This window comes from Desulfovibrio mangrovi (assembly GCF_026230175.1).
Taxonomy (GTDB): domain Bacteria; phylum Desulfobacterota; class Desulfovibrionia; order Desulfovibrionales; family Desulfovibrionaceae; genus Halodesulfovibrio; species Halodesulfovibrio mangrovi.
The window spans coordinates 914,195-939,518 of record NZ_CP104208.1 but is presented as its reverse complement, the minus strand read 5'-3'; the positions used below and the strand labels follow the sequence as shown (position 1 = coordinate 939,518).

Genomic DNA, 25,324 nt, shown 5'->3' with positions numbered 1-25,324 from the left:
TGACCTTTTTCCGAAAACCCATTTTTCTCTGCACATTATGCACGCACTACTACCTTTGATCGCCGCGCTCGGCCTCTTCCTGGGAATGGCCAACCAGCTGTTCCAGCTGCCTCCGCTTGCCCTGCTCTTTCCTGCCGTCCTCTACGGCTTCGGTTCTGGCGAGGCATCTCCTGCTTCGGTATTCCGCAAGGCCTTGTTCTCAGGCATTCTGGGGTACACGGCGTGCATCTACTGGGTGGCTGTCCCCCTTGAAGAACAGGCGGGAATACACTGGGCACTGGCCTTTCCCGCCCCCGCGCTTCTCGCAACCTATCTGGCCCTGTATGCCGGACTTTTCGCACTGGGTATCAGGCTCATGCGCGACAGACTCTCGCCAGTACTCCTTGCCGTGTTTGCTGGCCTGCTCTGGGGAACACTTGAACTTCTACGGGGCACCCTGTTCACAGGCTTCCCCTGGGCGGTGCTTGCCGCCGCGTTTGTTCCGTGGCCCGAACTGCTGCAGCCCGTCTCCCTGATGGGAAGCTACGCCTATTCCGGCATTCTGGTCATGGTTGTCGCCCTGTTGCTGGAAACGGCGCGCTCCCGCCGCCTTATCCCTGCAGGCATTGCTGCCGCAATTCTTGCCGCATGTGCAGGCTGGATCCTGTATGCATGGCAAACCGCCATACCGACCACGTCCCCTGTCCGCACCACCATTGTGCAAGGCAATATTGATCAGGGGCAGAAATGGGTTCCCGCTTACCAGAACGGAACCGTGCATCGCTACGTGGACATGACCCTCGGCGCGCTGTCCAAAGCCCCGGCCGATCTCGTGGTCTGGCCGGAAACGTCTATGCCTTTCTATCTGCAGGAGAAGAAGGAATACCTTTCTGTTGTTCGGGACATGGTCATATCCGAAAAAACACCGCTGCTTGTCGGCACCCCAGCCTATGCCAAGGGGACTGAAGGCCGGCAGTGGGATACGCTCAACCGAGCCTACCTGCTCACGCCGGATGGCCTGATGAATGGCTGGTATGACAAGGAGCACCTTGTGCCCTTTGGCGAATATCTGCCTTTCGGGCAATATCTGCCCTTTCTTGAAGTCTTCTTTGAAGGAACCGGCGAATTCCAGACCAGTGCTGCCATCCATCCGGTTTCCCATGGCAACCTTGCCTTGGGTGTACTCATCTGCTACGAAACCATCTTTCCCGAGCTGGCCCAACAAAGAGTTGCCGAAGGTGCCAATCTGCTGGTCAACATCAGCAACGACGCCTGGTTCGGTAATACGGCCGCGCCAGACCAGCACCTGCATCTGGCTGTTCTCAGGGCTATCGAACAAGGCCGATATCTGATACGTTCCACCAATACCGGCATTTCAGCCATTGTGGATCCCAAAGGCACCCTCATAGCCCGCAGTTCCCTGTTCCGCGCCGAAACCATCAACGGTATCGCCGCGACAGTCAGCCGGACAACGCCGTACCACAATGCCTACACGTTCATCCATGTACTGCTGGCCGGAGCCTGCATGCTCTGCATCGCAATCGGGATGAAACGGAAGAAACCTTAACCATAATCAACGATACATATATGTTGCACCTTGCCGATCTGCGTACGCAAAGCCAAGCCCTCTTCGAACAGTTCTCCACGTTGTGGAGGCGTCTTTGACCTCGAGGCAGCGAAAAACCGCCTCGATGAGATAGAGAAACAGCTTTCCAGTCCCGGCGCATGGGACAAGCCGGAAAAGCTAACGCCCGTGCTGCAGGAAAAAAGCGGCCTTGAAGCAGAAATAAGTCGTCTGGAAGCGCTCAAGCAGGCCAAGGAAGATCTTGAAGAATGGCTGCTGCTTGCAGAAGATGATCAGAGCGCAGAAATCCTTGAAACGCTTGAGGCGCAGACCCAGCTGCTTGAAGAACTGCTGCAGATCACTGAAATGAACATGCTGCTTTCCGCGCCGGAAGATTCCAAGGATGCGATTCTTGAAATCCACCCCGGTGCAGGCGGCACCGAAGCACAGGACTGGGCCCAGATGCTGCTGCGCATGTATGTGCGCTGGGCAGACGCGCAAGGGTTCAAGGCCGAGTACCTCGACTTTCTGGACGGCGATGAAGCAGGCATCAAGAGTGTCACCCTGCGTATCCGCGGCACGAATACCTATGGCCTGCTTAAAGGCGAGAGAGGCATCCATCGCCTCATCCGCATCTCCCCGTTCGACTCATCCGGCAGGCGGCACACGTCATTTGCTTCGGTGGATGTCATTCCCGATGCCGGAGACGATATCGTCGTGGACGTGAAGGAAGCAGATCTGCGTATCGACTTCTTCCGTTCCAGCGGTCCCGGTGGACAGAGCGTTAACACCACCAGCTCGGCGGTGCGCATCACCCACATTCCCACGGGAACCGTGGCCCAGTGCCAGAACGAAAAGTCGCAGCACGCGAACCGCGATTCCGCCATGCAGATTCTCAAAGCCAGATTGTATGATCTGGAATTGCGTAAAAGGCAGGACGAACGCCAGGCAGAATATGCCAACAAGATGGACATCAGCTTCGGCAGCCAGATTCGTACCTACACGCTCCAGCCATACCGGTTGGTCAAAGACCACCGGACAAACTCGGAAATGGGAGATGTCGAAGCCGTTCTGAACGGCAAGATCGACGTATTCCTGAGAGATTTCCTTTTGTACCTCCATGCAGAAAACTAAGACATACGGCGGAAGGGATATTCCGGAAGACCTGCGCCCCCTGTCTGGCGAACTGGAATCGTTGCGCCAAATTTTGCTGCAACTTGCCAAGGAACGCACGTCCGGACAGACCTCAGGCCTCATTGCCGTCACACGCATGTTCAACGGCATAACCATTGAGCAGTGGAAACAGGTAGCCCAGAAGCACGGCCTGCAGGAATGGTTTGCCCTGTCGCTGGACGAGTCTTCCCATCTGAACCTGAGCCATCTGCTTCAGGCGTTGGAAGACCTTGCGCACCAGTCGGAACATGATCCGCTGACGGGCCTTGAAAACCGACGGGCATTCAACCGCAAGCTTCAGATCGAAGCTGAACGTGTTGACCGGAGCAACGGCACGGTGAGCCTTGCCTGCATCGACATAGACAACTTCAAAAACGTGAACGACACCTATGGTCATCCTTGCGGAGACGAAGTGCTCTGCGGCCTGGCCGAAGTACTGTCTGAGACCAAACGGGTCTACGATGTTGCGGCGCGGCTCGGCGGAGAGGAATTCGCCCTGCTGCTTCCCGGTGCCTCCGCCCTCAAGGCGAAGTCGATGGTTGAACGTGTCTTGCTGCGTTTCAGCGAGCAGCTCTTCGGCTGCGAGCCCCACGCCCCCTTCTCCTGTACCTTCTCCGCCGGCGTTTCCTGCATGAGCGGACGGGGCACCACTACGCCTGCCATGCTGATGGAGCTGGCCGACAAGGCCCTTTATGAAGCGAAGACCAGCGGCAAGAACTGCGTACATGTTGCCCGCCAGCAGCCGGACTTCGAATACGATCGATCCACCATGGTACACTCCAACGAGAAACAGTTCCTGTTTTCCGGGACTGAATAGAACTCCATATGAACATGCGCATTAACAGAACTCTCAGCGTTTCCGTACTCAGCGGCAAAGGCGGCGTGGGTAAATCAAACATCGCCCTCAACCTCGGATACTGCATGTTCCGCGGCGGCTTCCCTTTGCTGCTCATGGACTGTGACCTCGGCCTGGCAAATCTGGACGTGCTTCTGGGCATCGCCCCCGAATACAACATGCAGAACTTGCTGGACTCCGACATGAACCCCAGAGAAATCGCCATACATATCGAGAATGGCGGCTTCGACTTCCTGCCTGCCGCCTCCGGCGTGCCGGAACTGGTGGAAATGGATTCAGACCTGCGCGCCATGCTGTTCCGCAAGCTCGCCCCCCTGTTCGCCGACTATGACTATCTCTTCATGGACATTGGCGCAGGCATTAATCCGACGGTACTCGCTTTCGGTGCCATGACCCATGTACGCCTTGTCATCGTCACACCTGAACCGACCTCGCTGACGGACAGCTATGCCCTCATGAAGGTGCTCTCCACCCAGCACGGCGTGAAGGACTTCTACGTGATCGTGAACCAGGTCGAAGACAAGCGGGAAGAGGAGATCACCTTCAAGCGCCTTGCCGCCGCCTGTGATAAATTCCTCGGTTTTACGCCCACCCTTCTGGGAGGTATCCGTAGCGACAAGATGGTGACGGAATCTGTAAGACGCCAGAAGCCCCTGCTGAAAATGGCCCCCACTTCTCCCGCAGCGCAGGACCTGTTTGCTCTTGCCGTCAAGTTGCAGAGACTGCGCGTTTCCATGCGCGACCAAATCGCGAGCGGACCTTTTTTGATCGAGGGGTAGGTTTTTTCTAATAACCGCTTGAATATCAGAATGATTTATTACATACTCCACATGCCCAATTTGTGTTAGCTGCAATCTTCTTGACCTCTAACCACAGCGCATGTCCTCATGCCCTATTTGCCCGGAGTAGGTGATGAACAAAAGCGAACTCATCAAGACCCTGTCCGATGAAAACAACATCTCCATCGAAGAGGCGACCACCGTGGTCAACATCTTCGTGGACAGCATGAAGTCCGCCCTTGCCAATGGAGACCGCGTTGAAATTCGCGGCTTCGGCAGCTTCAAACTCAAGGATTACGGCGGATACACCGGACGCAACCCCAAAACCGGCGAAGTAGTGAAGGTGAAACCTAAACAGCTCCCCTTCTTCAGGGCCGGCAAGGAACTCAAAGAATTTCTCAATGAGTAGCCCAAGGCGCCTTACCGGCGCTGGCCGCATAGCCATCCTGGCCGCCCTGTTGAGTGTGCTCGCACTGCTCACGGGAAAGGCGGCAGAAGCACACGACGCGCAGAACCTTCCCGTTCTGCGCATTGTGTTTTTTGCCAACGGCTATGGTGAAATGTTTCCCTGTCCCACCTGAGGAGGAAAAACCCTCGGAGGACTGGCCCGGCGGGCCGGAAAAATTACATCATACAGGACGCTGGGACCAGCCCTTGTCATCGGCGGCAGTGGTGAATTCACGGATGCCAAGGGCAAAGAACTGCCCGCATCCTCAGCCCCCTATCTTATTGATGCCTTTGAAAGAATGCAGGTTGACGTAGGGTGGATGGGAACCACTGCGCACAATTGGTTTTTAGGGCATACAGGCAAAGTGCCATCGGGCTTCCGCCTTGTTGACCAAACACCGGTTGTGCATCAGAGTGTGATCGACAACAAACGCATCGGAGTCATCCTGCTTCCGGCAGAACTGGACGAATCCGAAACGGATAAGAATGAACTGATCCGCATTGCGGATTCTCTTCGCGAAACGTGTGACCTCATCATAGGGGTAAGCCCTTGGGGCACACCGTCGGAACGAGAATTTCTTACCGCTGCTTCAGGACATTTCGATGTTCTGCTCGGCAGCGGTTCAGGTGGAGGAATGCGGGGCAACATGGATTCGAAAGGTACCATCCTGTGGGCACGGGGCTACGCCAAAGGCAAGGCGTTGGCCGTTATCGAGCTTATGGAATGGCCCCGGAGAACTCCGGACTGGGAATGGAGAGAGAATGACAACGTCCGCTTCCCCGTTGTCAATCTTGATGAATCCGTCGCCCCTGATCCGGTTATCGCGTCCATGCCCGCCCCGTGATCATAAACGCGAAAACGGGCACATATCGCATACATTGCAAGGAGTTAATCGGTGAACAGGAACATGAAAGCAGTCCCCATCCATAAAATGCAGGGCTGCGGCAACGACTTCGTGTTCATTGACAACAGAGAGCTTAAGCTGCCCGTGTCAGCGATGGCGGATTGGGCGAAAAAGGTCTGCCGCCGTGCCTTTGGAGTTGGAGCCGACGGCCTCGTCTTTCTTGAAGAGGCCCCTGAAGCTTCTGTCGATTACCGTTGGCATTTCTACAACGCCGATGGTTCACGCGCAGAAATGTGCGGCAACGCATCCCGCTGTGCCGGTCTTCTGGCCGTAAAGCTGGGATTCGCCGGCCCCATTCACACCTTCGGCTCCGATGCGGGCCCCATCCGCGCCGAAGTGGATGTCGATAACTGCGAGGTCAAGGTCCAGCTTACCCCTCCCAAGGGGCTGGAGCTCAACAAGCCCATCGACATGCCCGGCATGGAAGGCACCATCCACTTCGTGAACACCGGCGTGCCCCATGCCGTATACATTCACGACAACGCAGCCGGACTGGACGTGAAAACGCTGGGAGCGCACGTGCGTTACCACGCGGCGTTCGCCCCTGCGGGAACCAATGCGAACTTTGTGACCGTGCTGGACAAAAAGAACATTCATCTGCGCACCTATGAGCGCGGGGTGGAAGACGAAACCTACGCATGCGGCACAGGTGCCGCAGCGGGCGTTGTCGTCACCAGCGCGCTCGGCCTGACCGAGGAATCCGTGAACGTACGCAGCTCAGGCGGCGAGATTCTCGGCATTTCCATTGAAGACGGCTGCGTCTACCTTAAAGGCAAAGCGCTGAATGTGTATTCCGGCGAAATGTATCTTGAGGCCCTTGGCCTCACCCTATCCTAAGGAACAAACGGCCCGCTCGTCCGGACACCATTGTCCGGACGAACGCTCCGACAGAGAGAAGAGGAGGCAATATGCAATTTACGGGTGCGTTTACGGCGCTGGTGACTCCGTTCAAGAACGGCGTCGTTGATGAGGAGCGATACAGGGAATTAATCGAGTGGCAGATTGAACAGGGTATCAACGGCGTTGTTCCCTGTGGCACGACTGGTGAATCCGCCACGCTTTCCCATGAGGAACACCGCGAGGTCATCCGCATTTGCGTTGACCAAGCGAAAAAGCGCGTACCGGTTCTGGCCGGCGCAGGTTCCAACAACACCAAAGAAGCCATCGACCTCACCAGATTTGCCAAAGAGGCCGGAGCAGACGGCGCGCTCCTCATCACGCCTTACTACAACAAACCCACGCAGGAAGGGCTCTATCAGCACTTCAAGGCCATTGCCGCCGAAGTGGATATGCCCTTCATTCTCTACAATGTTCCCGGCCGCACCGGCACCAACATGCTGCCCTGCACTCTTGCCCGTCTGTTCAAAGACATTCCCCAGGTCAAAGGGGTAAAGGAAGCCACGGCAAATCTGACGCAGGTTTCCGACATCATTGAACAATGCGGCCCAGACTTTCAGGTGCTTTCCGGTGATGACTTCACCGTGCTGCCGCTGCTGTCTCTGGGGGGCTGCGGGGTCATCTCCGTGGTGTCCAACATCATTCCCGACAAGATGGCGGGGCTGTGCAAGGCCTTCAAGGATGGCGACATCGCCACTGCACGCAAGCTGCACTTCGACATGCAGGGACTGTGCAGGGCCATGTTCATTGAGACCAACCCGATTCCCGTAAAGACCTCGCTGGCCATGATGGGCAAGATCAGCCTTGAGATGCGTCTCCCGCTGGTTCCCCTCATGGAACAGAACGAAAAGACTCTTCGCAGCTGCCTACAGTCCAAGGGACTTCTCTAACTTCGTTCATTCCGGTTACCCAAAAGCCCGCAGGCGCTGCCTGCGGGCTTTTTTCATCACCCCATTTCAATGCTGCAGGGATGCCCCACAGTAGCGCCAACCATGACTTCACCCCTCCACCAGTTTTTCCCCACCTCGCCGACCTTGCCCCCCGGCCGCAAATAGTCCTGATGCCAGACTGGAGAGTCTGTAAAAGCGCAGTCAACATATCCTGAAGTTGTATCCTTACACATTTCCTGCCCGAAGCTGTGTGCGTACACACTTCAGCAACAAGAAAACACGCCACACAAAAAGCAACCATCGCTGCCACTTTACAGATAGTGAGGCAGGGAGTTGGCTCCTTGCCGCAAGGAATCCCAAATCTGATAATGTAAAGATCTATGCGCAGTTCAAAGGTTTTTATCGCCCACGCCTATGCATGTTTCAATACCTCTGGAAACATTGATCTATAGAAAAAACAGGCTGCGACCGCCTCTTTGGGCAACGATATATTCAACACAAGTGAATACTCATCTCGTGACCTGTCGAAAAATCAGCACCTTGCGTTAATCTTCGGGCCATTGTAAAAGCATCTGCATCAACAAATCAGATTCAAATTGAATGTTTCAGGCGCCCGCATAGTACAACTTGTCCTGCGGGCGTTTCATCCACCCATTACAAAAATATCTTCATGAGCGAGCAGACCCCCTCCTACGCATTTCCCTGGCTGGCCCATTACGACGATGGTGTTCCCGCATCCATTGAATACGAAAAGCTTCCCCTGTACGCCTACCTCGACAGGGCGGCAGCCAATCACCCCAACCGGACTGCCATTATCTTCCGCAACAAGAAGATCACCTACAAAAAGCTTCAGGTCATGGCGGAAACCGTTGCCGCCAACCTGCGCCGCCATGGGGTAGAACCGGGTGACAGGGTATCCATCATGATGCCCAACCTGCCGCAGACCGTTGCCGCCTTCTGGGGCGTGCTCAAAGCAGGTGCCGTTGTCGTCATGACAAACCCGCTTTACATGGAGAAGGAGCTGGTGCACCAGATCGAGGATTCTGGCGCCAAGCACATGATCGCCCTTGATCTTGTATGGCCAAAGCTGGAAAAGCTGCGCGACAAACTCCCCATCAAGAAATATTTCATCACCAGAATTTCCGAGAGTCTCGGCTTTCCTCTCAACCTGCTTTATACGGTCAAGTCCAAGCGTGATGCCTCCTTCCAGAATATTCCCTTCGACGGCAAAACCATTCTGCCCTGGAAGCAGCTTGCCGAAGGCAAAGACAGACTCAGCGCGCCCATTGCGGACCCGACAGAGACGTTGGCACTGCTGCAGTACACAGGCGGCACCACCGGCATTGCCAAGGGCGTAATGCTCACGCACTACAACCTCGGCGTCAACGCCCAGCAGTGCAACGCCATGCTCAAAAAGCTGGCAAGCGAGCACCACACGTTCCTCGGCATTCTGCCCTATTTCCATGTTTTCGGCCTGACGGTCTGCCTCGTCTTCCCCACGCTGCTTGCCTCCACGGTCATTCCCTTCCCGCGTTTCGTGCCGAAGGATGTGCTGGACGGCATACAGAAGTACAAGCCCACCATCTTCCCCGGTGCGCCTTCCGTATACATAGCCCTCATGCAGCAGAAAGAGATTTCCAAGTACGATCTTACGTGCATTCGCTACTGTATTTCCGGCTCTTCGCCCATGCCTGTGGAACAGATGAAACGCTTTGCCGCGCTCACCGGAGCCAGCATCATTGAAGGCTTCGGCCTGACCGAGGCATCGCCCGTCACCCACCTGAACCCCATAGACAGCGTGCACAAGATCGGCTCAATCGGTGTCCCCTTCCCGGATACCGAAGCCCGCATCGTGGACATGGAACTGGGCTTCGTACCGGTGCCTGCCGGAAAAATCGGTGAACTCGTCATCCGCGGTCCCCAGGTGATGAAAGGCTACTGGAACCGTCCCGACGAAACCGCATCAACCCTGCGTAACGGCTGGCTCTATACCGGCGACATCGCCAACATGGATGAGGACGGCTACTTCTTCATCGTGGACCGCAAGAAAGACATGATCATTGTCGGCGGATACAACGTCTATCCGCGCGAAATCGACGAAGTGCTGTACGAGCATCCCAAGGTTCAGGAAGCTGTCACAGTAGGCGTCCCTCACCCCACCCGCGGCGAGATTATCAAAGCCTACGTGGTACCCAAGGCAGGCGAGAAGCTTACCAAAGGCGAAATCATCGCACACTGCCGCGAGCAGCTTGCCAACTACAAGCTGCCCAAACAAGTCGAGTTCCGGGAAGAGCTTCCCAAGACCATTGTCGGCAAAGTGTTACGCAGAGCCCTGCGTGCCGAAGAAGAGCAACGTATTTCCGAAGCCGAGGCAGAAGCTGCACATGAGGAAAAGGCCAGCATGGCCAACTTCCTGGTTGCCGACGACCTTGTGCCCGAAGATGCTGCACCAAAGTCCAAACAAGCTGCTGAATCCAAAGCTAATGTCACCACTGCCAAAGAAGACAGCGCTGAAAGCGATACTGAATCCGATAACAAATAGCGCCGGGCAAACGACCACAGGGACAGGCTCATGAAATTGCTCATCCAACGTGCCAAGCAAGGGCAGGTTTCCGTGGATAATGCCGTTATCGGCAAGATAGACACCGGACTCGTCGTGCTGGTCGGTTTCGGCCAGCACGACGATGAAACGCTGCCGAGCAGGAAAATATGGCAAACCCTGTTGAGCAAGATGCTGGAACTGCGTATATTTCCGGATAGTGCTGGCAAAATGAATCTGAGCCTGCTGGAATATGGCGGGAAGGTTTTGCTCATTCCGCAGTTCACGCTCTATGCCGATGCACGGAAAGGCAGGCGTCCTTCCTTTACCGATGCCTGCCCCCCGCAAACAGCAGAACAGCTCTTTGGGCGCTTTGTGCAGGATGTACGCAGCGCCATGCCGCAGCCCGATACAGACGTCCAATGCGGACGCTTCGGAGCAGAAATGGATGTTTCTCTCACGAACTGGGGACCGGTAACCATATCACTGACGGATACAGACTTCGTGAAACCATGACGGAAAACGCAACTCCCAAATCCACGATTCTTATCGCAGATGATTCGCGACTGACTCGTGCATCTCTCAAGGCGATGCTCGGGAGTTCGAGAATCCTGCATGAAGCGGAAACGGGAGTTGCAACGCTGAGCAGCTATCTGGCGCACAAGCCGGACATCATTCTGCTCGACCTGCAGATGCCCGAAGAGAACGGCCTGAATGTTATCCAGACAATCCGTCAGGAGTACAACGATACCGACACGTTCATCATCGTACTGACAGGCGAGGAAGATCCACAGCTGCATGCACTGTCACTGCACACAGGGGCTAACGACTTTTTGCAGAAGCCCTTCAGCAATGCAGAGCTCCTTGCCCGCATATGTGTCGCCGAGCGTCAGACGACCATCACCAGACAACTGCGGCAGTACTCCTTGAAAATCCGTCAGGAGATCGAGCTGGTTGCCCACCTGCAGCAAAAGCTGCTGCCGGACAAAAGTCCGCTCATTCCCGGCATCCGCATTGAAAGCATCTACAATCCTTCGGGGCATGCCAGCGGAGACTATTATGACTACTTTACGTTACCGGACAACCGCACGCTTCGGGCCATCATAGCCGACGTCTCAGGGCATGGCGCCCGGGCCGCCTTCATCATGGGCATAGTCCGCACCTTGTTCCGGCTTACCCAGTCCCGGTCCATGCCCTTGAACGACACCATATTATTGATCAACAAACACCTGTTGGACACTATCGGCACCGAAGTTGATTTTGTAACGCTTTTCTGCATTGATCTGGATACGCAGAACAATACGCTGGAATACATCAATGCAGGCCACTGTCCGGCCATTTTACGCCACTCCGACGGCGAAACCGAGATTCTGCATTCGAATATCCCGCTGCTGGGCTTCTTCGATATCCAGCCGGAATCCCTGCAATGCCGATTTGAGCAAGGCGACAGATTGCTAATGTATACAGATGGTTTTTTCGACTGGCAGATGCCGGACGGCGAACTCTTCACCCTTTCCCATTTCCTCGAGCTTGTTTCCGATCTCATGTCCGTACAGTCGGATTATGTAGATTCATTACAAAATAGCTTGACGCTTGAGGCCGGTGGAAAGCAGAATTTCCGAGATGATGTAACAGCACTCTGGATTGCAATGGGGTAACAACTCATGCATGTGTACACACTTACAACAAAGGCCCATCTGGACGCTTCACGCACTTTGACCAAGGGCGCCGTGGCCGTTTTGAAAGATTACATTTTCAGTGAAGAGGTGCTGCATTCGCTGGATTTGCTCCTTACAGAAGCCGTTGCAAATTGTGCACGCCATGCATACCGGAACATGGAGGTTGGCAACGTGGAGATTGTACTCGACATAGATCCGGGACACTCCATTGCTTGCAGCATATCGGACTGGGGAATCGGCTTTTCCCAAGACGGAACTGATTTTACCAACCCGGAGCTATCAAAACCTGAGGCCGAAGGGGGACGCGGCCTTTTCATCATCTCTTCGCTTGCAAGCGAATTCAGCCTGAACGAGCAAGACGGCAAGAATACGGTGCATGCATTGTTAACCATTCCGAGGGGCCTATGGATTCGTTAACTCCTATTCAACAGGGAACAACTCTGCTTGTCCACTTCAACGGAGAAGTGACGCTGAGTTCCGCCTCAAGCCTTCGGGCTGAGGTTGAATCGTATATGGAACAGAATAAAATTGACCACCTGGTCATAGACATGCAGCATGTCGACTTCATAGACAGCTCGGGCGTGGGCATGCTTGTCGCCCTGAAAACCCAAATGGCCAGCCGCAGCAAGTCGCTGTTTCTTCTCAATCCGTCTGGTCAGGTCCGTTCCACCATTGATCTGGTACACTTGAGCAGCTTCTTCCAGATTCTGGAAGGAGACGATGAAATCCTGGATTTGCTGCCGGAATAACTGTCAGGACCAGTTCATGTCTCAATTATTAGTACATTACTTCGATCCCGATTTCGATCACATGCACCTCACTCCAAAGGAGTCATCCAACGGAAAGGTTGATCATTATAATTTGGGGTATGTGCAGAATGTCGTCGCCGGCCAGGTTCTGGCAGAAGTAATAGCGCAGGACACCCCGCCGCCTCAGGGCTCCAAGGCGCCAAGACCGCTGAGGGACAACAAACTGCCAATAGGACCGAACACGGCACAAAACCCCGTAAAACCAACACAAATCATTGCAGCATCCAACGGTTATGTCTTCTATCATGAAGATCTCATTACCGTTAAAAAGCTGTTGAATGTGCGCAGGGACGTGGATTTTCATACGGGCAACATCGTGTTTGTCGGGGATATTTGCGTTCATGGAACCATCCGGTCCGGATTCAACGTGCAGGGCAACAACATTCTAGTCAAACAGACTGTGGAAGGGGCTCACATTGAAGCCTTTGGAAGCTTTACTTCAGAAAATGGCATAAAAGGCGGAAAAACGGCACATATCTCTGCTAAAAACGACATCCGCATCCCCTTCATCGAAAACGCCACCCTCATCGCAGGGGGCGATATCCTGATTGAAGGCTCCTGCATGCATACCGACGTATGGGTGCAAGGGAATCTTGCTGTCAAAGGGCGACTGAACGGAGGAACCGTATACGCCAACCGCATTGTATATGTTCAGGACCAGCTGGGGGGCGGCATCAGCACCATTACCAGCATTGTCATGGGTTATGACCCCTTGCACTTTTATAACCTACGCGCAGCGGATGAAGGCATCAGGAAACTGGATGCCATAGTAGACAGCCTGAGTATTCAATGTGCGAAAAGCGATGTGCATCGCGCTGAATATGGAAGCAAACTGGAACAGGCCCGCACCCGCCTGAAAGCGTTGCATAAAAAGCGGGAAGCACTCTGGGCCCAGATGAACAGCGAATCGGATTTACGCAAGTGCCGCATCATCGTCCCGGGTCAGCTTCGCCCCGGAGTCGAAATTAGTATTGGCGGCGCCTATTGCATTATCAACGACTTCATGGAAAACGTCTGCATCTCATATCGGGATGATGAAATCGTCTTTGATTCACCAGCCATAGTCAAAAAGTAGTAACACATGGATATAGCGACTTTAATTGGTATTCTCGGCTCTCTCGGCCTCATCATCGGCGCCATCGCCATCGGCGGCGGGATGGGGGGCTTTGTTGACATCCCCTCTCTCATCGTTGTTGTGGGTGGTACTTTTGCCGTTGCCTTCGTCATGTTCCCCCTGAAGACCATTCTTGGTGCCGCCAAGGTCATCATGAAGACCTTTTTTGCAAAACCTCCGAACCTGACGGAATCAATTCAGACGCTCATCGGTCTGGCAGAAAAGGCAAGAAAGGAAAGCTTGGTCGCGCTGGAAAAGGTTTCCGTTGAAAACCCCTTCATGAAACGCGGCATACTGCTTGTTTCCGACGGTACGGAAGAATCCATCGTACGCGCTGTCATGGAACTGGAAATGGGCAACATGGTGAAACGCCACCGCACCGGTCAGGAAATTCTCAAGGGTATGGGCACAATGGCCCCGGCGTTCGGCATGATCGGAACACTGATCGGCCTCGTTCAGATGCTTCAGAATCTGGACGACCCCGCTTCAATCGGCCCAGCAATGGCCGTTGCGCTGCTGACGACCTTCTACGGCGCGGTTCTGGCGAACTGTATGTTTTTGCCCATGGCAAAGAAACTGGAAGAACGTTCAAATGAAGAAGCTCTGAACATGGAGCTTATCATGGAAGGCGTTCTTGCCATCCTGAATGGCGAACACCCCAGTATCGTGAAGGAAAAGCTGGACTCCTTCCTTCCCCCCGGACAGAGGCAGGGCAGGTAGGACATGGCTGAAAAAAACGCCGCGCCTCCGCCGAAGCGCAAAGCGGACGAACCACCGAAACAGGAAGGTCTTCCGGAATGGATGGCCACCTTTGCAGACATGGTTACGCTTCTGCTCTGCTTCTTCGTGCTGCTTCTTTCCTTTGCCCAGCAGGACGCCAACAAGTTCAAAACACTCATGGGGTCCATCAAGAATGCTTTCGGTATCCAGATCAAGAGACCGGATGCCGAGTTTGCAGCGTTCTCTCCTTCCCAGTTTGAACGCAAGGACGTGGAGCTCAAGAAAGACGACCAGCAGATACTGGGCATGGTGGTTGAACTGAAGAATATCGTTTTTGATGACCCGAATCTGAAAAAGACGGTAAAAGTCTCTGCAGAAGATCAAGGCGTTGTGATGCGCTTTCCTGTTGGCACCTTTTTCGCTCCCGGCTCTGCTGAATTGAAGCTTGAATCAGCCCCCCTGCTCGACGGCGCCATCAAAATACTCAAGGAACGCAACGTTAATCTTGTTGTCCGCGGACACACCAACGACATTGCTCCCCCTGCCGGCATGTACCCGACCAACTGGGAGCTTTCCAGCGCCCGGGCAGCAGCCCTGCTTCGTGAAATAATGTCCCGCGGCGACCTCTCCGCCTCCCGCCTCAAGGCCGTGGGATATGCGGATTCACAGCCGCTGCTACCCAACACCTCGGACCCCAACCGCGAGACGAACAACCGTATGGAGCTCTATCTCCACAAACCAGAGGTGAAAAGCTGGTAGCCATGCAGTCTTCCCATACAAAGAACTATCAGGTTGAAGCGGTCATGGAGAACGGACAACTCGTAGATGTCCGTATTTCCACGGCAGGGAAAACCATGCCCCTGCTCGGCGCTGGTGGTTCTGATCGGGAGATGCAGATTCTCCGCCCTTTTCATGCGCAAGAAAACAGGAACGCCACCCTGCCAGTAGTACTTGGAAGCGGCATGGGCTATGCCCTCCGCGCCTTGCTTGAGCAATATGACGGACCAGTTGCTGTTATTGATAATGAATTGCCCATACTTGAAGCAACGGGCCTTGATCGCGCAGGCAATACGCAGAAAGGAACACCGGCAGAGACCGCGTTGGCAACCGCACTGCAAGACGGGCGCATTCTCTGGATAGCGGATGGCGATACGGAAACGGTGCTCAACGGCCTGACAAAGTGGCAGATGGAATGTGGAGGCAAACCGCTTCTAGCCCTTCCCCACCCCTTCTATCTTCGCCTTGACCGAAATTACTACGGCACCATCAGGGACAAACTGGCAGCGAGCGTACGCTACGATTTCTGGTCCAAAGCGGCCTACCCCAAATTCAAGGACAATACCCCGCGCCTTCTGCTCATTACGAGCCAGTACTTCCTGATGGGCGAAATCGTCACAGCCTGTGAGCGACTTGGCTATCCCTACCACTTGTTGACGTTGAACGACGACGAGGTAGGCCACACCGAATTCGTGGAGCGCCTGCTCAAAGCTGTGCTTGAATTCAAGCCGGACTTCGCTTTTACCATTAACCACCTTGGCGTTGACCGGGAAGGCGTGCTGACCGACCTGCTGGAGCGTCTACAGCTTCCCCTCGCCTCATGGTTTGTGGATAACCCCCATCTCATTCTGTACCTGTACAATCGGCTTATCAGTCCCTGGACAGCCATCTTCACTTGGGACACCGACAATATCGGCAGCCTGCAACAGATGGGGTTCCAGCACGTCCGCTACCTGCCTCTTGGAACCGACCCGGTCCGTTTTGCCAAACCTTCGGCAATCCCTGCACATCATCCTTTGAAGCGCGACATCTCCTTTGTCGGAAACTCCATGGTCTACAAGGTTGCGCACAGGATGAAGGCAGGCGGCTTCCCGCAAGTATTGCTGAAGAGCTACAAACAGGTGGCCAAGGATTTTGCCGCACACGAAGAGCGGTCTGTCCGCTCGTTCCTGCAGCACTACCATCCCGAGCTTTTTCCGCACTTCAATGCGCTGGACAGCGCAGAACGGCAGCTTTCCTATGAAACCATGATCACGTGGGAAGCAACCCGCCAGTACCGTGCCCGCTGCGTTGAACAGACGCTGCCTTTCAATCCCCTTATCGTCGGGGACAAAGGCTGGCGACAGACCTTCAGGTCCTCTCAGCATCGCTGGGAACTGCATCCGGAAATAGGCTACTATGATGAGTTGCCCCATTTCTACCCCCTCTCGACAATCAACTTCAACTGCACCAGCAAGCAGATGAAGGGCGCAGTAAACCAGAGGGTATTTGACGTTCCGGCAACCGGCTCCTTCGTTCTCACCGACAAACGGGAACAGATGGACGAGCTCTTCATTCCCGGCAAAGAGGTTGTCTGCTACAACGAACCCGAAGAAGCTCCCGAGCTTATTGCCTTCTATCTCAAAAATGACCAGGCCCGGCGCAATGTCATTCAAGCTGCCCGTACCCGCATCCTGGCAGAACATACCTATGAAAAACGCGTGACGGAACTTGCAGCCGCCATGCGCAGCATCTTCGGATAAGCCCATGAGCAACAAGCCCATTCTCATCCTCCAGATGCAGCGCATGGGGGATCTTGTGCTCACATTTCCGCTCATGCTCTGGTTGCAGCACCAGTATCCGAACCATCCCATCTGGGTTGTAGCAGAGCGGACCTTCTTTGAAGGGCTCATGCCCCTGAGTCCCCACGTTACATACTTTCCCAGAGAAGCAGCTCCCCTGCTCGCCAAGGAAGCCTATGCGCTGGTCATCAACCTGAGCCACCGACCCGAGGCAGCCCAATTGGCCGGTAAAGTCACCTGCGACCACCTCATCGGTCCTGCGACAACAGCCTCGGGAACCCATTACATACACGGTAAATGGCAGCTTTACCGAGCCAGCCTTGTACAGAACAACCGGCACAATCTGTATCACTGGGCAGACCTGAACGGCCTCGACGCCCTGCCCCTTGCTCTCATCGGTTCATCCCGCTGGCCAGCACCAGAGACGGAACGGTCGGACGCAGCCAGAATCGGCGTATTTCTCGGAGCCAGCGATGCAGCAAAGCGCCCCACTGTTGATACATGGAGCACTCTAGTCACGGCGCTGCTCAAGCGGGGCATGAAACCGGTGCTTCTCGGCGGCAAGGCCGACATGCCGCTTGGACATGCCGTAGCGCTAAAGACCGGAACACCTGCCCTGAATCTGTGCGGTCGCTTCACGCTTGCTGAATTTACGGCCCTGACCAGAACGCTGCGTTGCATGATCACTCCGGATACAGGCCCCATGCATGTTGCGGCGTGGACAGGCACCCCGACCCTCAATCTTTCCATGGGTTATGTGCATCCCTGGGAAACGGGGCCATACCAGCCGGGCCACCATGTGCTCCGCTCAAACATCAGCTGCAACGGCTGCTGGCAGTGTAAACACTCCTCCTTCCTCTGCCATAACGCCTTCTCCATGGAACGAGTTGCCGCCCTCACCCACGCTATTACCAAAAAGGGCTCTTCCGCCGTCGGTGTCACCCCCGCAGGACAACGCCTCTATGCCACTTCACGGGATACCGACGGCCTCTATTCCCTGCAATACGCCGACGGAACGGAGACAACAACCCCAAGGCATCGTCTTGCCCTGTTCTGGAAGTCCTATTTCGGGGGAGAGTTCGGCCTGTGGGACGCCAGCCGGACAGTAACCGCATGGCAGGACTTGTGTGCCATTTCCCCCAGCTTGATGCCGATACTGAAAAAGGAATTGCTTACCATAAGCAAAGATCTTCTTGGAGCCATAAAAGGCAAGCCTTCTCTGACAACGTCAGAAAATTATTGGAAAAAACATCCCCCTTTCATACGCCCGCTCACCGGATACATGCACCTTGCACTGCAGAATCAGGAATTCTCCCCGGCCGGACTTGCCGATGCCCTGAGCATGCTGGAGCGCCTTCTGGCACTTTCTTCCCGATAGCCAGCAGTGCACCTCCGTTTGCAATCCCGGTATACTCGCCCAGCCCCCTCCCGTCCCGACTCATCACCTGCTATAAACAGCAAGCCCAGTGCGCCCATACTCACATGCAGCGCATGCCGCCTCCGGCAGGCAAGCTTTTCCTCTATGGGCAAGTAGTGCCGCCCATCTCCACCACAAAAACATCACTATCCAACTGAAATTACAGCCCTATCAATTTTGGAACACTTTTCGCTTTGCATAGGCGAAAGGAGTTCCCCCATGCAATTCTTTCCCGTACTGTTTTCCGATCAAACCCCTTCTGCCGGCATAAAGGCACAGCCCAAGGATAAGACCTCTGGCGTGTCTTTCGAAGGGCTTTTGAATGCATCGGGAAATATGGGGGCCAACTCCATGCACTCCGCCATCAACGCCTTGTCTCTTCCCGGCAACAGTGCGCGGGCAGACATGGTCCGCAACCGCCTTCTCACAGGCGGCAGCAAGGACGATGCAGTAAGCGGACTGCGCGATGGCAAGATCGACGTGCACACGTTCCATGGACTCAAGACCAAGCTTTCAGAGCTCGGCGTTGATGATTCTACGCTCGAAGAGCTGGAAAACTCTGCATCAGAAGGATCTTTGACCTGGAACAGCCTGCTGCACACCCTTACGACAAACAGCGCTTTCACAAAGCAGGAAACAGCGGGTTTCAAGCTCGACGATGCCACCCGAAACGGCGCGTCCGTATTTCTCCAGAAGCTGGGCTTCACCCCCGATGAATCCTCCAGCATTCTTGAAACCGCTCAATCCGGCAACCTTTCCAAGGCTTGGAACAGTGTTCTGAACAAGATCAACGCAATGCCCGAAGGCACCAGCATTGATATTGCTCCTGAAGAACTTGCCAACATCGGCAAGGCGCTCAAGCTTGACGAAAACGGCATTGCCCGCATGCAGCAGCTCTTTGCAGGACAACAGAGCGCAACTGTTGATGCAAAGAATCTGAAAAGCCTGCTGGCAGAAATTTCCAACAGCGTAAACGCCAAACGTAACGCTGCTGAAGAGCGGGTGAACAGCCTGCATCAGACTCTTGCTCCTGCCATGGAAGAGGCATGGGAGCGTTCCGGCAGATTCAACGCTGCCGACATGCGTGCTTCAAAGGAAACCACAGCGTCATCCGTCCTCATCAAGGACAGTGTGACCGCTGCTGCCAACGGATTTACCAATGCCACGGCAGGTTCCGCGGGAAACAAGGAAGTGAACCGCGAAGCACGCAACGTCTCCAAGCATGACAAGGCGGAAGACGCCCTCAAGAATGCAGACAAGCAACACGAAGGCAAGGCTGAAGGCCGAGCCGCCATCGACAAGCAGCATAATAGCGAAGGCCGACAGTTCAACCGCTTTAATGATTCTTTCGACGATGAAGCCGCCAAGGACCAGACCAAAGGGAAAAAGGATGCGTTGAAAACGCTTCTTGAACGCCTTGAGTTCCAGCCTCAGTCTGCTGCGACGACTACTCAGACTTCTGATCCCAACGCCGCTCTGGCGGCAGGGGGGCTGCGTACAGCTACGGCAAGAAATGCCGACAGACAGATCTTCGAACAAGTTGAAAACGGCATGCTCCGCACCATGCAGAATGGCGGCAAGCAGCTTACCCTCCAGCTTACGCCGGAAGATCTGGGCAAGGTCACCGTCATCCTCTCCGTAAAAAACCACGAAGTGAACGCCGTTATCAGACCTGAAAGTGCGGAAGCAGCCAAAGCGATCAACGATCAACTGCACCAGCTCAAAGCTTCCTTGGAAAATCAGGGCCTGAAGGTGGACAACATCGAAGTGCAGACAGGCCTTCAGAACCAGCAGAACAACAGTTCCTGGCAGGGTTCAATGGAACATAATGCCCAACAGGAACTGAGACAAAAGTTTTTGAATCAGAGACGTTTACACAGCATGAGAGCTGACGGATCAGCTTTGGCCCAGGAAATGCACAATACCGGGGAAACGGCAAAACATTCCACCCATCAGGGACTGGATATCATCGCGTAAGAGAGGTTTCCCATGGCAACGGCAATCGATGGCAACATTCTGGGTAAGGCAGAGCAGGAATTCGGACAACTGCAGATTCGCGGCAAGTCTGAACTGGGCAAGGAAGACTTCCTTACCCTTCTTGTAGCCCAGCTCTCCCATCAGGATCCCATGAACCCCATGGACGACAAGGAATTTGTTTCCCAGCTCTCTGAATTCTCCAGCCTTGAACAGCTGACCAACATTTCCGGCGGGATCAAGGATATGAACGATTCCACTGCACGTCAGGAAATGATCAGCGCAGTAAGCTTTATCGGCAAGGATGTTCGAGCCAAGGGTTACGGGCTTTCCAAGCAGAACGACAGTACCAGTTCGCTCTATTTCACCATCACGGAACCGGTAGCAAACGGCTTTATCAACATCTACGACCCGAACATGAACCTTGTCCGCACCGAGAGCATCGGCACCAAACAGCCGGGCAACTACGAATACCAGTGGGATGGAAAGGATTACAAGGGCACGAACCTTGCCGACGGCGTCTATTCCGTTGCCATGTACGCGGAAGGTCTCGACGGCAACCCGGTACTCGTATCGACGGAAGTCAGCGGCAAGGTCGCCGGTGTTCAGAAGGACGGCACGGAACAGTACCTGCGCCTTGCGGACGGTCGAGTAGTCAGATTTACCGACGTTCAGGAAGTTGTGGACACTTCTTCCAGCTCTAACACGGATGAAACAACACCGTCCGGGCAATAGCAATCGAATTTACAAATCCTAACCTGTGCAACGATGGCTTAAGCCATCTGCACGCAGCTTGACAAAGAAGTGCGGAATAACTCCGCACAACGTGGCACACAAGTGCTTTGTAAGGAGGTCGATCATGAGTCTTACCGCATCCATGTGGACAGGAATTTCGGGCCTGCTGGCACATGGCGAGAAAATGAATGTTCTCGGCAACAACATTGCGAACGTCAATACCGTAGGGTTCAAGGGCAGTCGCATGGACTTCGAGGACTTCATCAACCAAGATGTGAACAGCGCGGCCGGCGTAACCCAGGTGGGACGCGGCGTCGCCATCGGAGCCATTTACGGCGACTTCGGTCAGGGGGCCTTCGAAACCACCACCGAAGCTACCGACCTTGCAATCGGGGGCAAGGGATTCTTTCAGGTAAAAGTAAAGGAAGAGGAATCCGTCTACTATACCCGGGCAGGCAACTTCCGCTTCGATAAGGACGGCTATCTCGTCGACCCGCACGGCTATGTGCTGCAGGGTTGGCAGATCCAGACCGCCCGTCCCTCGCTGGCAACCTCGTCCACACAGGTAACGAGCACGTCGTCAGCCATCAAGGGGTCGGGTGTCCCCACCGACATCAGGCTTGAAGGATTTACGTGCGAACCCAAGCACACATCCAACATTACCATGATCACCAACCTTGACGCCCGCGATGGCGGCGACAAGGCCAACGACGTCAACGACCCGTTCTTTGCCATGTTCAACCAGTGGAACGGACAGGACTCCCCGCCCATCGGACAGAACAGTTTTGCCTACCAGTCCACGTTACGCGTGTATGACGAAGGCGGCACCGCCCACAACCTGACGGTCTACTTTGACCAGGTAGCATCCGACACCATTTCCGGCGCAGCAAGCGGCCGTCGTTACTGGGAATACATGGTAACCGTGGAACCGGGAGAAGACGGACGCGTCTTTAACGGCACGAACGTGAACACGACGTCCGCAGCCGGCATCCTGATGATGGGTACCCTGAGCTTCGACAGCTCGGGCCAGCTTGTCGACCAGTCTGCCTTTACCCTCAAGAGCAATGCAGGGGTGGACCTCAAGAACCTTTCAAACTGGGCACCCACAACATATTCAACAAACGGGTATCCCCTGTTTACGGCAAACTTCACCAATCTTTCCAACGCAAGCTTCGTTACTCCCGGTCTTGCAACCAACGTATCGGGCTCGCTCATGGAATTGAATCTTGGCCTCAAGTACACAAGCACCTCGGCCAACCTGATCAACGGCGGTTCAGCCAACACGGCTCTCACCGTCGGCAGCAACGCGGGCAATCTCATGTCCCTTGGCAACAACACGGAGCGGCAGTCCTCAGCTACTACCAGCTTCGCAGGGGCATCATCCACTCTGCTGCAGAGTCAGGACGGTTACACCTTCGGCTTCCTGCAGAACGTAACCGTTGACCGCGACGGCATCATGCGCGGACGCTACTCCAACGGCATCATTCTGGACCTGTACCAGATCACGCTCTACGACTTCCAGAGCGAACACAATCTGCGCAGGGAAGGCGGCAACCTGTTCTCGGCAACGCGCGACTCCGGTGAAGCGCTGCCCGGACCTGCCAACAACAACGGACTTGGAGCGGTGTATTCGAACTCCCTTGAGCAATCCAACGTGGACCTCGCCAAGGAATTCGTCCAGATGATCACCACCCAGAGAGGCTTCCAGGCCAACTCAAAGGTCATCACAACAACCGACACCATGCTCAACGAAGTCATCATGATGAAGCGGTAACAACTAGATTGATCGACCATATACGGCAGCCGGCCCCGAAACCGTCTGCCACCCGAAAATCCCGCCTTACCCGAAGGCGGGATTTTTGTTTTGAACATAAAAAAAGGCATGGTTGCACCATGCCTTTTAAACACATGTATCGCGCGAGACTCAGGAGCGCAGATTCAGAAAATTGCCAACGGCGCTCTTTCCCTGAGCATTGATCCTGAGCACACCTTTTGGGGGAATACGCATGAGAACCTTGCTCCGGTCTTCATCCGTAACCTCCACTTCTATCTGCCCGTCCTTTGCATGAACAACTTCAAACTTCAGATGAACGCCTTGTTCTTCCATACGCTTCTGAAGCTCCTGGGCAGCCTCTCTGACGTCCTTTTCATTGACAGGTGCGGTAGGCTCTGCACTGCTCCTGTCCCCGGTCTCGCCAACGTACACTTGAGAATTCTGTCTGGTAATATGCGCAGCATGAACGTTGCTTCCGGGGTCCGGCCTTAACAGGCCGGGCTCGCCATAGGAATGGAGCAGACCGCTTTCAATATCGTGCAGTCTCATGACGAATCCTCCCGGTTTGAAAACCGGCACAATGCCGGAATGGGACTATCACCTTACATCCATCTTATCGACGATCCTTTAATCATCTTTAGGGTAGTGAACATTTTTCCCACCCCCGCAAATGCGTCGAATATCCGCCCCATCAGGGGGAAAATATTGACCATCTGGCTTAAAACACGCATACGGTGCGTTTTTGTCCTTTTTCAACTATCTGTATTTTATTGTTTTTTTATATTTGGCATCGCCATTGCTTCTCATGGGCAGTACAACAAGGAGGTTATACCATGTCTTTGGTCATAAATCACAACCTGATGGCGATGAACGCGTCTCGTAACTTGAATGCAAGTTACACGAGACTGTCAGATTCCACCCGCCGCCTGTCTTCCGGCCTGCGCGTGGGAACCGCAGCGGACGACGCAGCCGGTCTGGCAATCCGCGAACTTATGCGGGCAGATATTTCCACAATGAACCAGGGGATCCGTAACGCAAACGACGCGATCTCCATGATCCAGACTGCCGACGGTGCTCTGCAGATCATCGACGAAAAACTGATCAGAATGAAGGAACTGGCGGAACAGGCAGCCACCGGTACCTACAACTCCGACCAGCGTCTCATGATCGAGTCCGAATACCAGGCAATGGCTTCAGAAATTACCCGAATCGCCAACGCCACCGACTTCAACGGCATTCACCTGCTGAACGGCACCCTTTCCGGCAACACGCACAACGGCTCCGGTCTGAACTCCACGGGTAAGCTGAAGGTGCACTTCGGTACAGGCAACGACTCGGCAGAAGACTACTACTACATCCAGATCGGCATATCCACCGCCTCTGCACTGGGTATCGGCAACAGCACCAGCATCACGCACGGTGGCTATACCATCTCCACCCAGTCCGCCGCACAGGCGGCCCTGAACGCCATTGACCAGGCAATTATTTCCAAGGACAAGATCCGTGCCGCTTTGGGTGCCCTGCAAAACCGCCTTGAGAACACGATCTCGAACCTTACCATCCAGGCAGAAAACCTGCAGGCTTCTGAATCCCGAATCTCCGACGTGGACGTTGCCACGGAAATGACGGAATTCGTGCGGAACCAGATTCTGACGCAGGCAGCAGTGGCCATGCTCTCGCAGGCAAACTCTCTGCCGCAAATGGCAATGCAGCTTATCGGCGGCTAATAGTACCGCACATCGCACATTGTTCAAGGCGACCAAAGACAGAAAAGGCCGGGGAGCTCCCCCTCCCCGGCCCTTTCAACAAGTCATTCGGTTTCCTTAATTTTCAAAATGCTTTAGCGCCAGTCCGGCGGCCTTCTGCTCTGCCCGTTTCACACTGGGACCTTCAGCAGAGACACTGCGACCGTCGGGTAATGTAAGCAATACTTCGAAGACTTTCTCGTGCTCCGGCCCTTTGCTGCCGACTAGGGAATACACGGGACGCTCCCTGAAGCGTTTCTGTGTAAGTTCCTGCAATCTGCTTTTGTAATCTTTGCTTTTGCCCCCTTCCGGCTCGTTGGGCCAGCGGGATGCAAAGATGACATCAACCACTTCCAGTGCGCGTTGGTAGCCGCCATCAAGAAAAACGGCTCCCAGCACAGCTTCCAGCGCGTCGCTAAGCAAGGAATGGCGATCCCTTCCCCCTTGGCTTTCTTCTCCCCTGCCTAACAAGAGACAAGCGTCCAGCTTCAACTCCTTGGCCAATTCAGCCAAAGAAGGTTTACTCACCAGTTTTGCGCGCATGCGCGTCAGGTGACCTTCACGGGCAGTCGGGAACATGTTGAAGAGTCGCTCCGAAACACACAGTTCCAGCACGGCATCCCCAAGAAATTCAAAGCGTTCATTATGTTCAATGTCGCCACCCTGCTCGTTTGCGTGCGAACTGTGGGTCAGCGCCGTTTCCAGCAACTTGACTTGCTTGAAGCGATAGTGGATAGAATTCTGTAGAGTGTTGAGCATTTTCACCTTTT

General features: G+C 54.6%; 24 protein-coding genes. 22 read left to right on the top strand and 2 right to left on the bottom strand.

Annotated elements, in window-relative coordinates; genetic code table 11:
• The first annotated feature begins 37 nt into the window (after nucleotides 1–37).
• The 21 genes from lnt (at nucleotide 38) to N1030_RS04160 (ending at nucleotide 22,809) form a co-directional block, all read left to right on the top strand.
• A complete protein-coding gene (gene lnt, locus N1030_RS04265; protein ID WP_265827888.1) occupies nucleotides 38–1,546 on the top strand; it encodes an apolipoprotein N-acyltransferase in 1,509 nt (502 codons plus the stop codon).
• 20 nt (nucleotides 1,547–1,566) lie between these two features.
• Nucleotides 1,567–2,677 (top strand): peptide chain release factor 2 gene (gene prfB, locus N1030_RS04260; protein ID WP_265827887.1). Its coding sequence is split into 2 segments (ribosomal slippage): nucleotides 1,567–1,641 and nucleotides 1,643–2,677, totalling 1,110 coding nucleotides; the frame shifts between segments, so codons are not numbered across the junction.
• The gene (locus N1030_RS04255; RefSeq protein ID WP_265827885.1) at nucleotides 2,664–3,533 is read left to right on the top strand and encodes a GGDEF domain-containing protein; all 870 of its coding nucleotides are present in this window, start codon (nucleotides 2,664–2,666) and stop codon (nucleotides 3,531–3,533) included. The genes prfB and N1030_RS04255 overlap by 14 nt, the downstream gene beginning before the upstream one ends.
• Before the next feature lie 14 nt (nucleotides 3,534–3,547).
• Complete coding sequence (locus N1030_RS04250) at nucleotides 3,548–4,351, top strand: MinD/ParA family protein (protein WP_420842840.1); 804 nt, start codon at nucleotides 3,548–3,550, stop codon at nucleotides 4,349–4,351.
• A 133-nt stretch (nucleotides 4,352–4,484) separates the two neighbouring features.
• Complete coding sequence (locus N1030_RS04245; protein ID WP_265827883.1) at nucleotides 4,485–4,760, top strand: HU family DNA-binding protein; 276 nt, start codon at nucleotides 4,485–4,487, stop codon at nucleotides 4,758–4,760.
• Nucleotides 4,753–5,643 carry a UshA-like (seleno)protein family 2 gene (locus N1030_RS17730; protein ID WP_420705184.1) on the top strand — a complete coding sequence of 297 codons (891 nt, stop codon included), beginning with the start codon at nucleotides 4,753–4,755 and terminating at the stop codon, nucleotides 5,641–5,643. The genes N1030_RS04245 and N1030_RS17730 overlap by 8 nt, the downstream gene beginning before the upstream one ends.
• Before the next feature lie 51 nt (nucleotides 5,644–5,694).
• Nucleotides 5,695–6,540 carry a diaminopimelate epimerase gene (dapF, locus tag N1030_RS04230; protein ID WP_420842822.1) on the top strand — a complete coding sequence of 282 codons (846 nt, stop codon included), beginning with the start codon at nucleotides 5,695–5,697 and terminating at the stop codon, nucleotides 6,538–6,540.
• A gap of 71 nt (nucleotides 6,541–6,611) precedes the next feature.
• Nucleotides 6,612–7,490: a 4-hydroxy-tetrahydrodipicolinate synthase gene (dapA, locus tag N1030_RS04225; RefSeq protein WP_265827878.1), complete on the top strand. Its 879-nt coding sequence runs from the start codon at nucleotides 6,612–6,614 to the stop codon at nucleotides 7,488–7,490.
• A 670-nt stretch (nucleotides 7,491–8,160) separates the two neighbouring features.
• A complete protein-coding gene (locus N1030_RS04220; protein WP_265827877.1) occupies nucleotides 8,161–10,032 on the top strand; it encodes a long-chain-fatty-acid--CoA ligase in 1,872 nt (623 codons plus the stop codon).
• 30 nt (nucleotides 10,033–10,062) lie between these two features.
• A complete protein-coding gene (gene dtd / locus N1030_RS04215; RefSeq protein ID WP_265827875.1) occupies nucleotides 10,063–10,545 on the top strand; it encodes a D-aminoacyl-tRNA deacylase in 483 nt (160 codons plus the stop codon).
• On the top strand, nucleotides 10,542–11,687 hold the full coding sequence (locus N1030_RS04210; RefSeq protein ID WP_265827873.1) for a SpoIIE family protein phosphatase: 1,146 nt from the start codon (nucleotides 10,542–10,544) through the stop codon (nucleotides 11,685–11,687). Before dtd ends, N1030_RS04210 begins: the two co-directional genes overlap by 4 nt.
• A 6-nt stretch (nucleotides 11,688–11,693) precedes the next feature.
• Nucleotides 11,694–12,125, top strand: a complete 432-nt coding sequence (locus N1030_RS04205; protein ID WP_265827872.1) for an ATP-binding protein — start codon at nucleotides 11,694–11,696, stop codon at nucleotides 12,123–12,125.
• The gene (locus N1030_RS04200; protein ID WP_265827871.1) at nucleotides 12,113–12,457 is read left to right on the top strand and encodes an STAS domain-containing protein; all 345 of its coding nucleotides are present in this window, start codon (nucleotides 12,113–12,115) and stop codon (nucleotides 12,455–12,457) included. The genes N1030_RS04205 and N1030_RS04200 overlap by 13 nt, the downstream gene beginning before the upstream one ends.
• 16 nt (nucleotides 12,458–12,473) lie before the next feature.
• On the top strand, nucleotides 12,474–13,592 hold the full coding sequence (locus N1030_RS04195; RefSeq protein ID WP_265827869.1) for a DUF342 domain-containing protein: 1,119 nt from the start codon (nucleotides 12,474–12,476) through the stop codon (nucleotides 13,590–13,592).
• Between the two features lie 6 nt (nucleotides 13,593–13,598).
• Entirely contained in the window at nucleotides 13,599–14,351 is a 753-nt protein-coding gene (locus N1030_RS04190) for a motility protein A (protein WP_265827868.1), read from the top strand.
• 3 nt (nucleotides 14,352–14,354) lie between these two features.
• A complete protein-coding gene (locus N1030_RS04185; RefSeq protein WP_265827866.1) occupies nucleotides 14,355–15,110 on the top strand; it encodes an OmpA/MotB family protein in 756 nt (251 codons plus the stop codon).
• Between the two features lie 2 nt (nucleotides 15,111–15,112).
• The gene (locus N1030_RS04180; RefSeq protein ID WP_265827865.1) at nucleotides 15,113–16,870 is read left to right on the top strand and encodes a CgeB family protein; all 1,758 of its coding nucleotides are present in this window, start codon (nucleotides 15,113–15,115) and stop codon (nucleotides 16,868–16,870) included.
• A 4-nt stretch (nucleotides 16,871–16,874) separates the two neighbouring features.
• Nucleotides 16,875–18,287: a glycosyltransferase family 9 protein gene (locus tag N1030_RS04175; RefSeq protein ID WP_265827864.1), complete on the top strand. Its 1,413-nt coding sequence runs from the start codon at nucleotides 16,875–16,877 to the stop codon at nucleotides 18,285–18,287.
• Nucleotides 18,288–18,545: 258 nt separating this feature from the next.
• Nucleotides 18,546–20,303 (top strand): flagellar hook-length control protein FliK, encoded by a 1,758-nt coding sequence (locus N1030_RS04170; RefSeq protein ID WP_265827863.1) that lies wholly within the window; start codon nucleotides 18,546–18,548, stop codon nucleotides 20,301–20,303.
• Nucleotides 20,304–20,315: 12 nt separating this feature from the next.
• Nucleotides 20,316–21,035 carry a flagellar hook assembly protein FlgD gene (locus N1030_RS04165; protein WP_265827862.1) on the top strand — a complete coding sequence of 240 codons (720 nt, stop codon included), beginning with the start codon at nucleotides 20,316–20,318 and terminating at the stop codon, nucleotides 21,033–21,035.
• A 124-nt stretch (nucleotides 21,036–21,159) separates the two neighbouring features.
• Nucleotides 21,160–22,809: a flagellar hook protein FlgE gene (locus tag N1030_RS04160; protein ID WP_265827861.1), complete on the top strand. Its 1,650-nt coding sequence runs from the start codon at nucleotides 21,160–21,162 to the stop codon at nucleotides 22,807–22,809.
• 150 nt (nucleotides 22,810–22,959) lie between these two features.
• On the opposite strand, the gene N1030_RS04155 is transcribed toward N1030_RS04160, so the two are convergent.
• Nucleotides 22,960–23,358 (bottom strand): flagellar protein FlaG, encoded by a 399-nt coding sequence (locus tag N1030_RS04155; RefSeq protein WP_265827860.1) that lies wholly within the window; start codon nucleotides 23,356–23,358, stop codon nucleotides 22,960–22,962.
• Between the two features lie 284 nt (nucleotides 23,359–23,642).
• Here N1030_RS04155 and N1030_RS04150 point away from each other — a divergent pair, with 284 nt between their 5' ends.
• On the top strand, nucleotides 23,643–24,536 hold the full coding sequence (locus N1030_RS04150; protein WP_265827859.1) for a flagellin N-terminal helical domain-containing protein: 894 nt from the start codon (nucleotides 23,643–23,645) through the stop codon (nucleotides 24,534–24,536).
• A gap of 96 nt (nucleotides 24,537–24,632) precedes the next feature.
• Here the strand turns inward: N1030_RS04150 and rnc are convergent, their stop codons facing one another.
• The gene (rnc, locus tag N1030_RS04145; protein WP_265829014.1) at nucleotides 24,633–25,313 is read right to left on the bottom strand and encodes a ribonuclease III; all 681 of its coding nucleotides are present in this window, start codon (nucleotides 25,311–25,313) and stop codon (nucleotides 24,633–24,635) included.
• Nucleotides 25,314–25,324 lie beyond the last annotated feature (11 nt).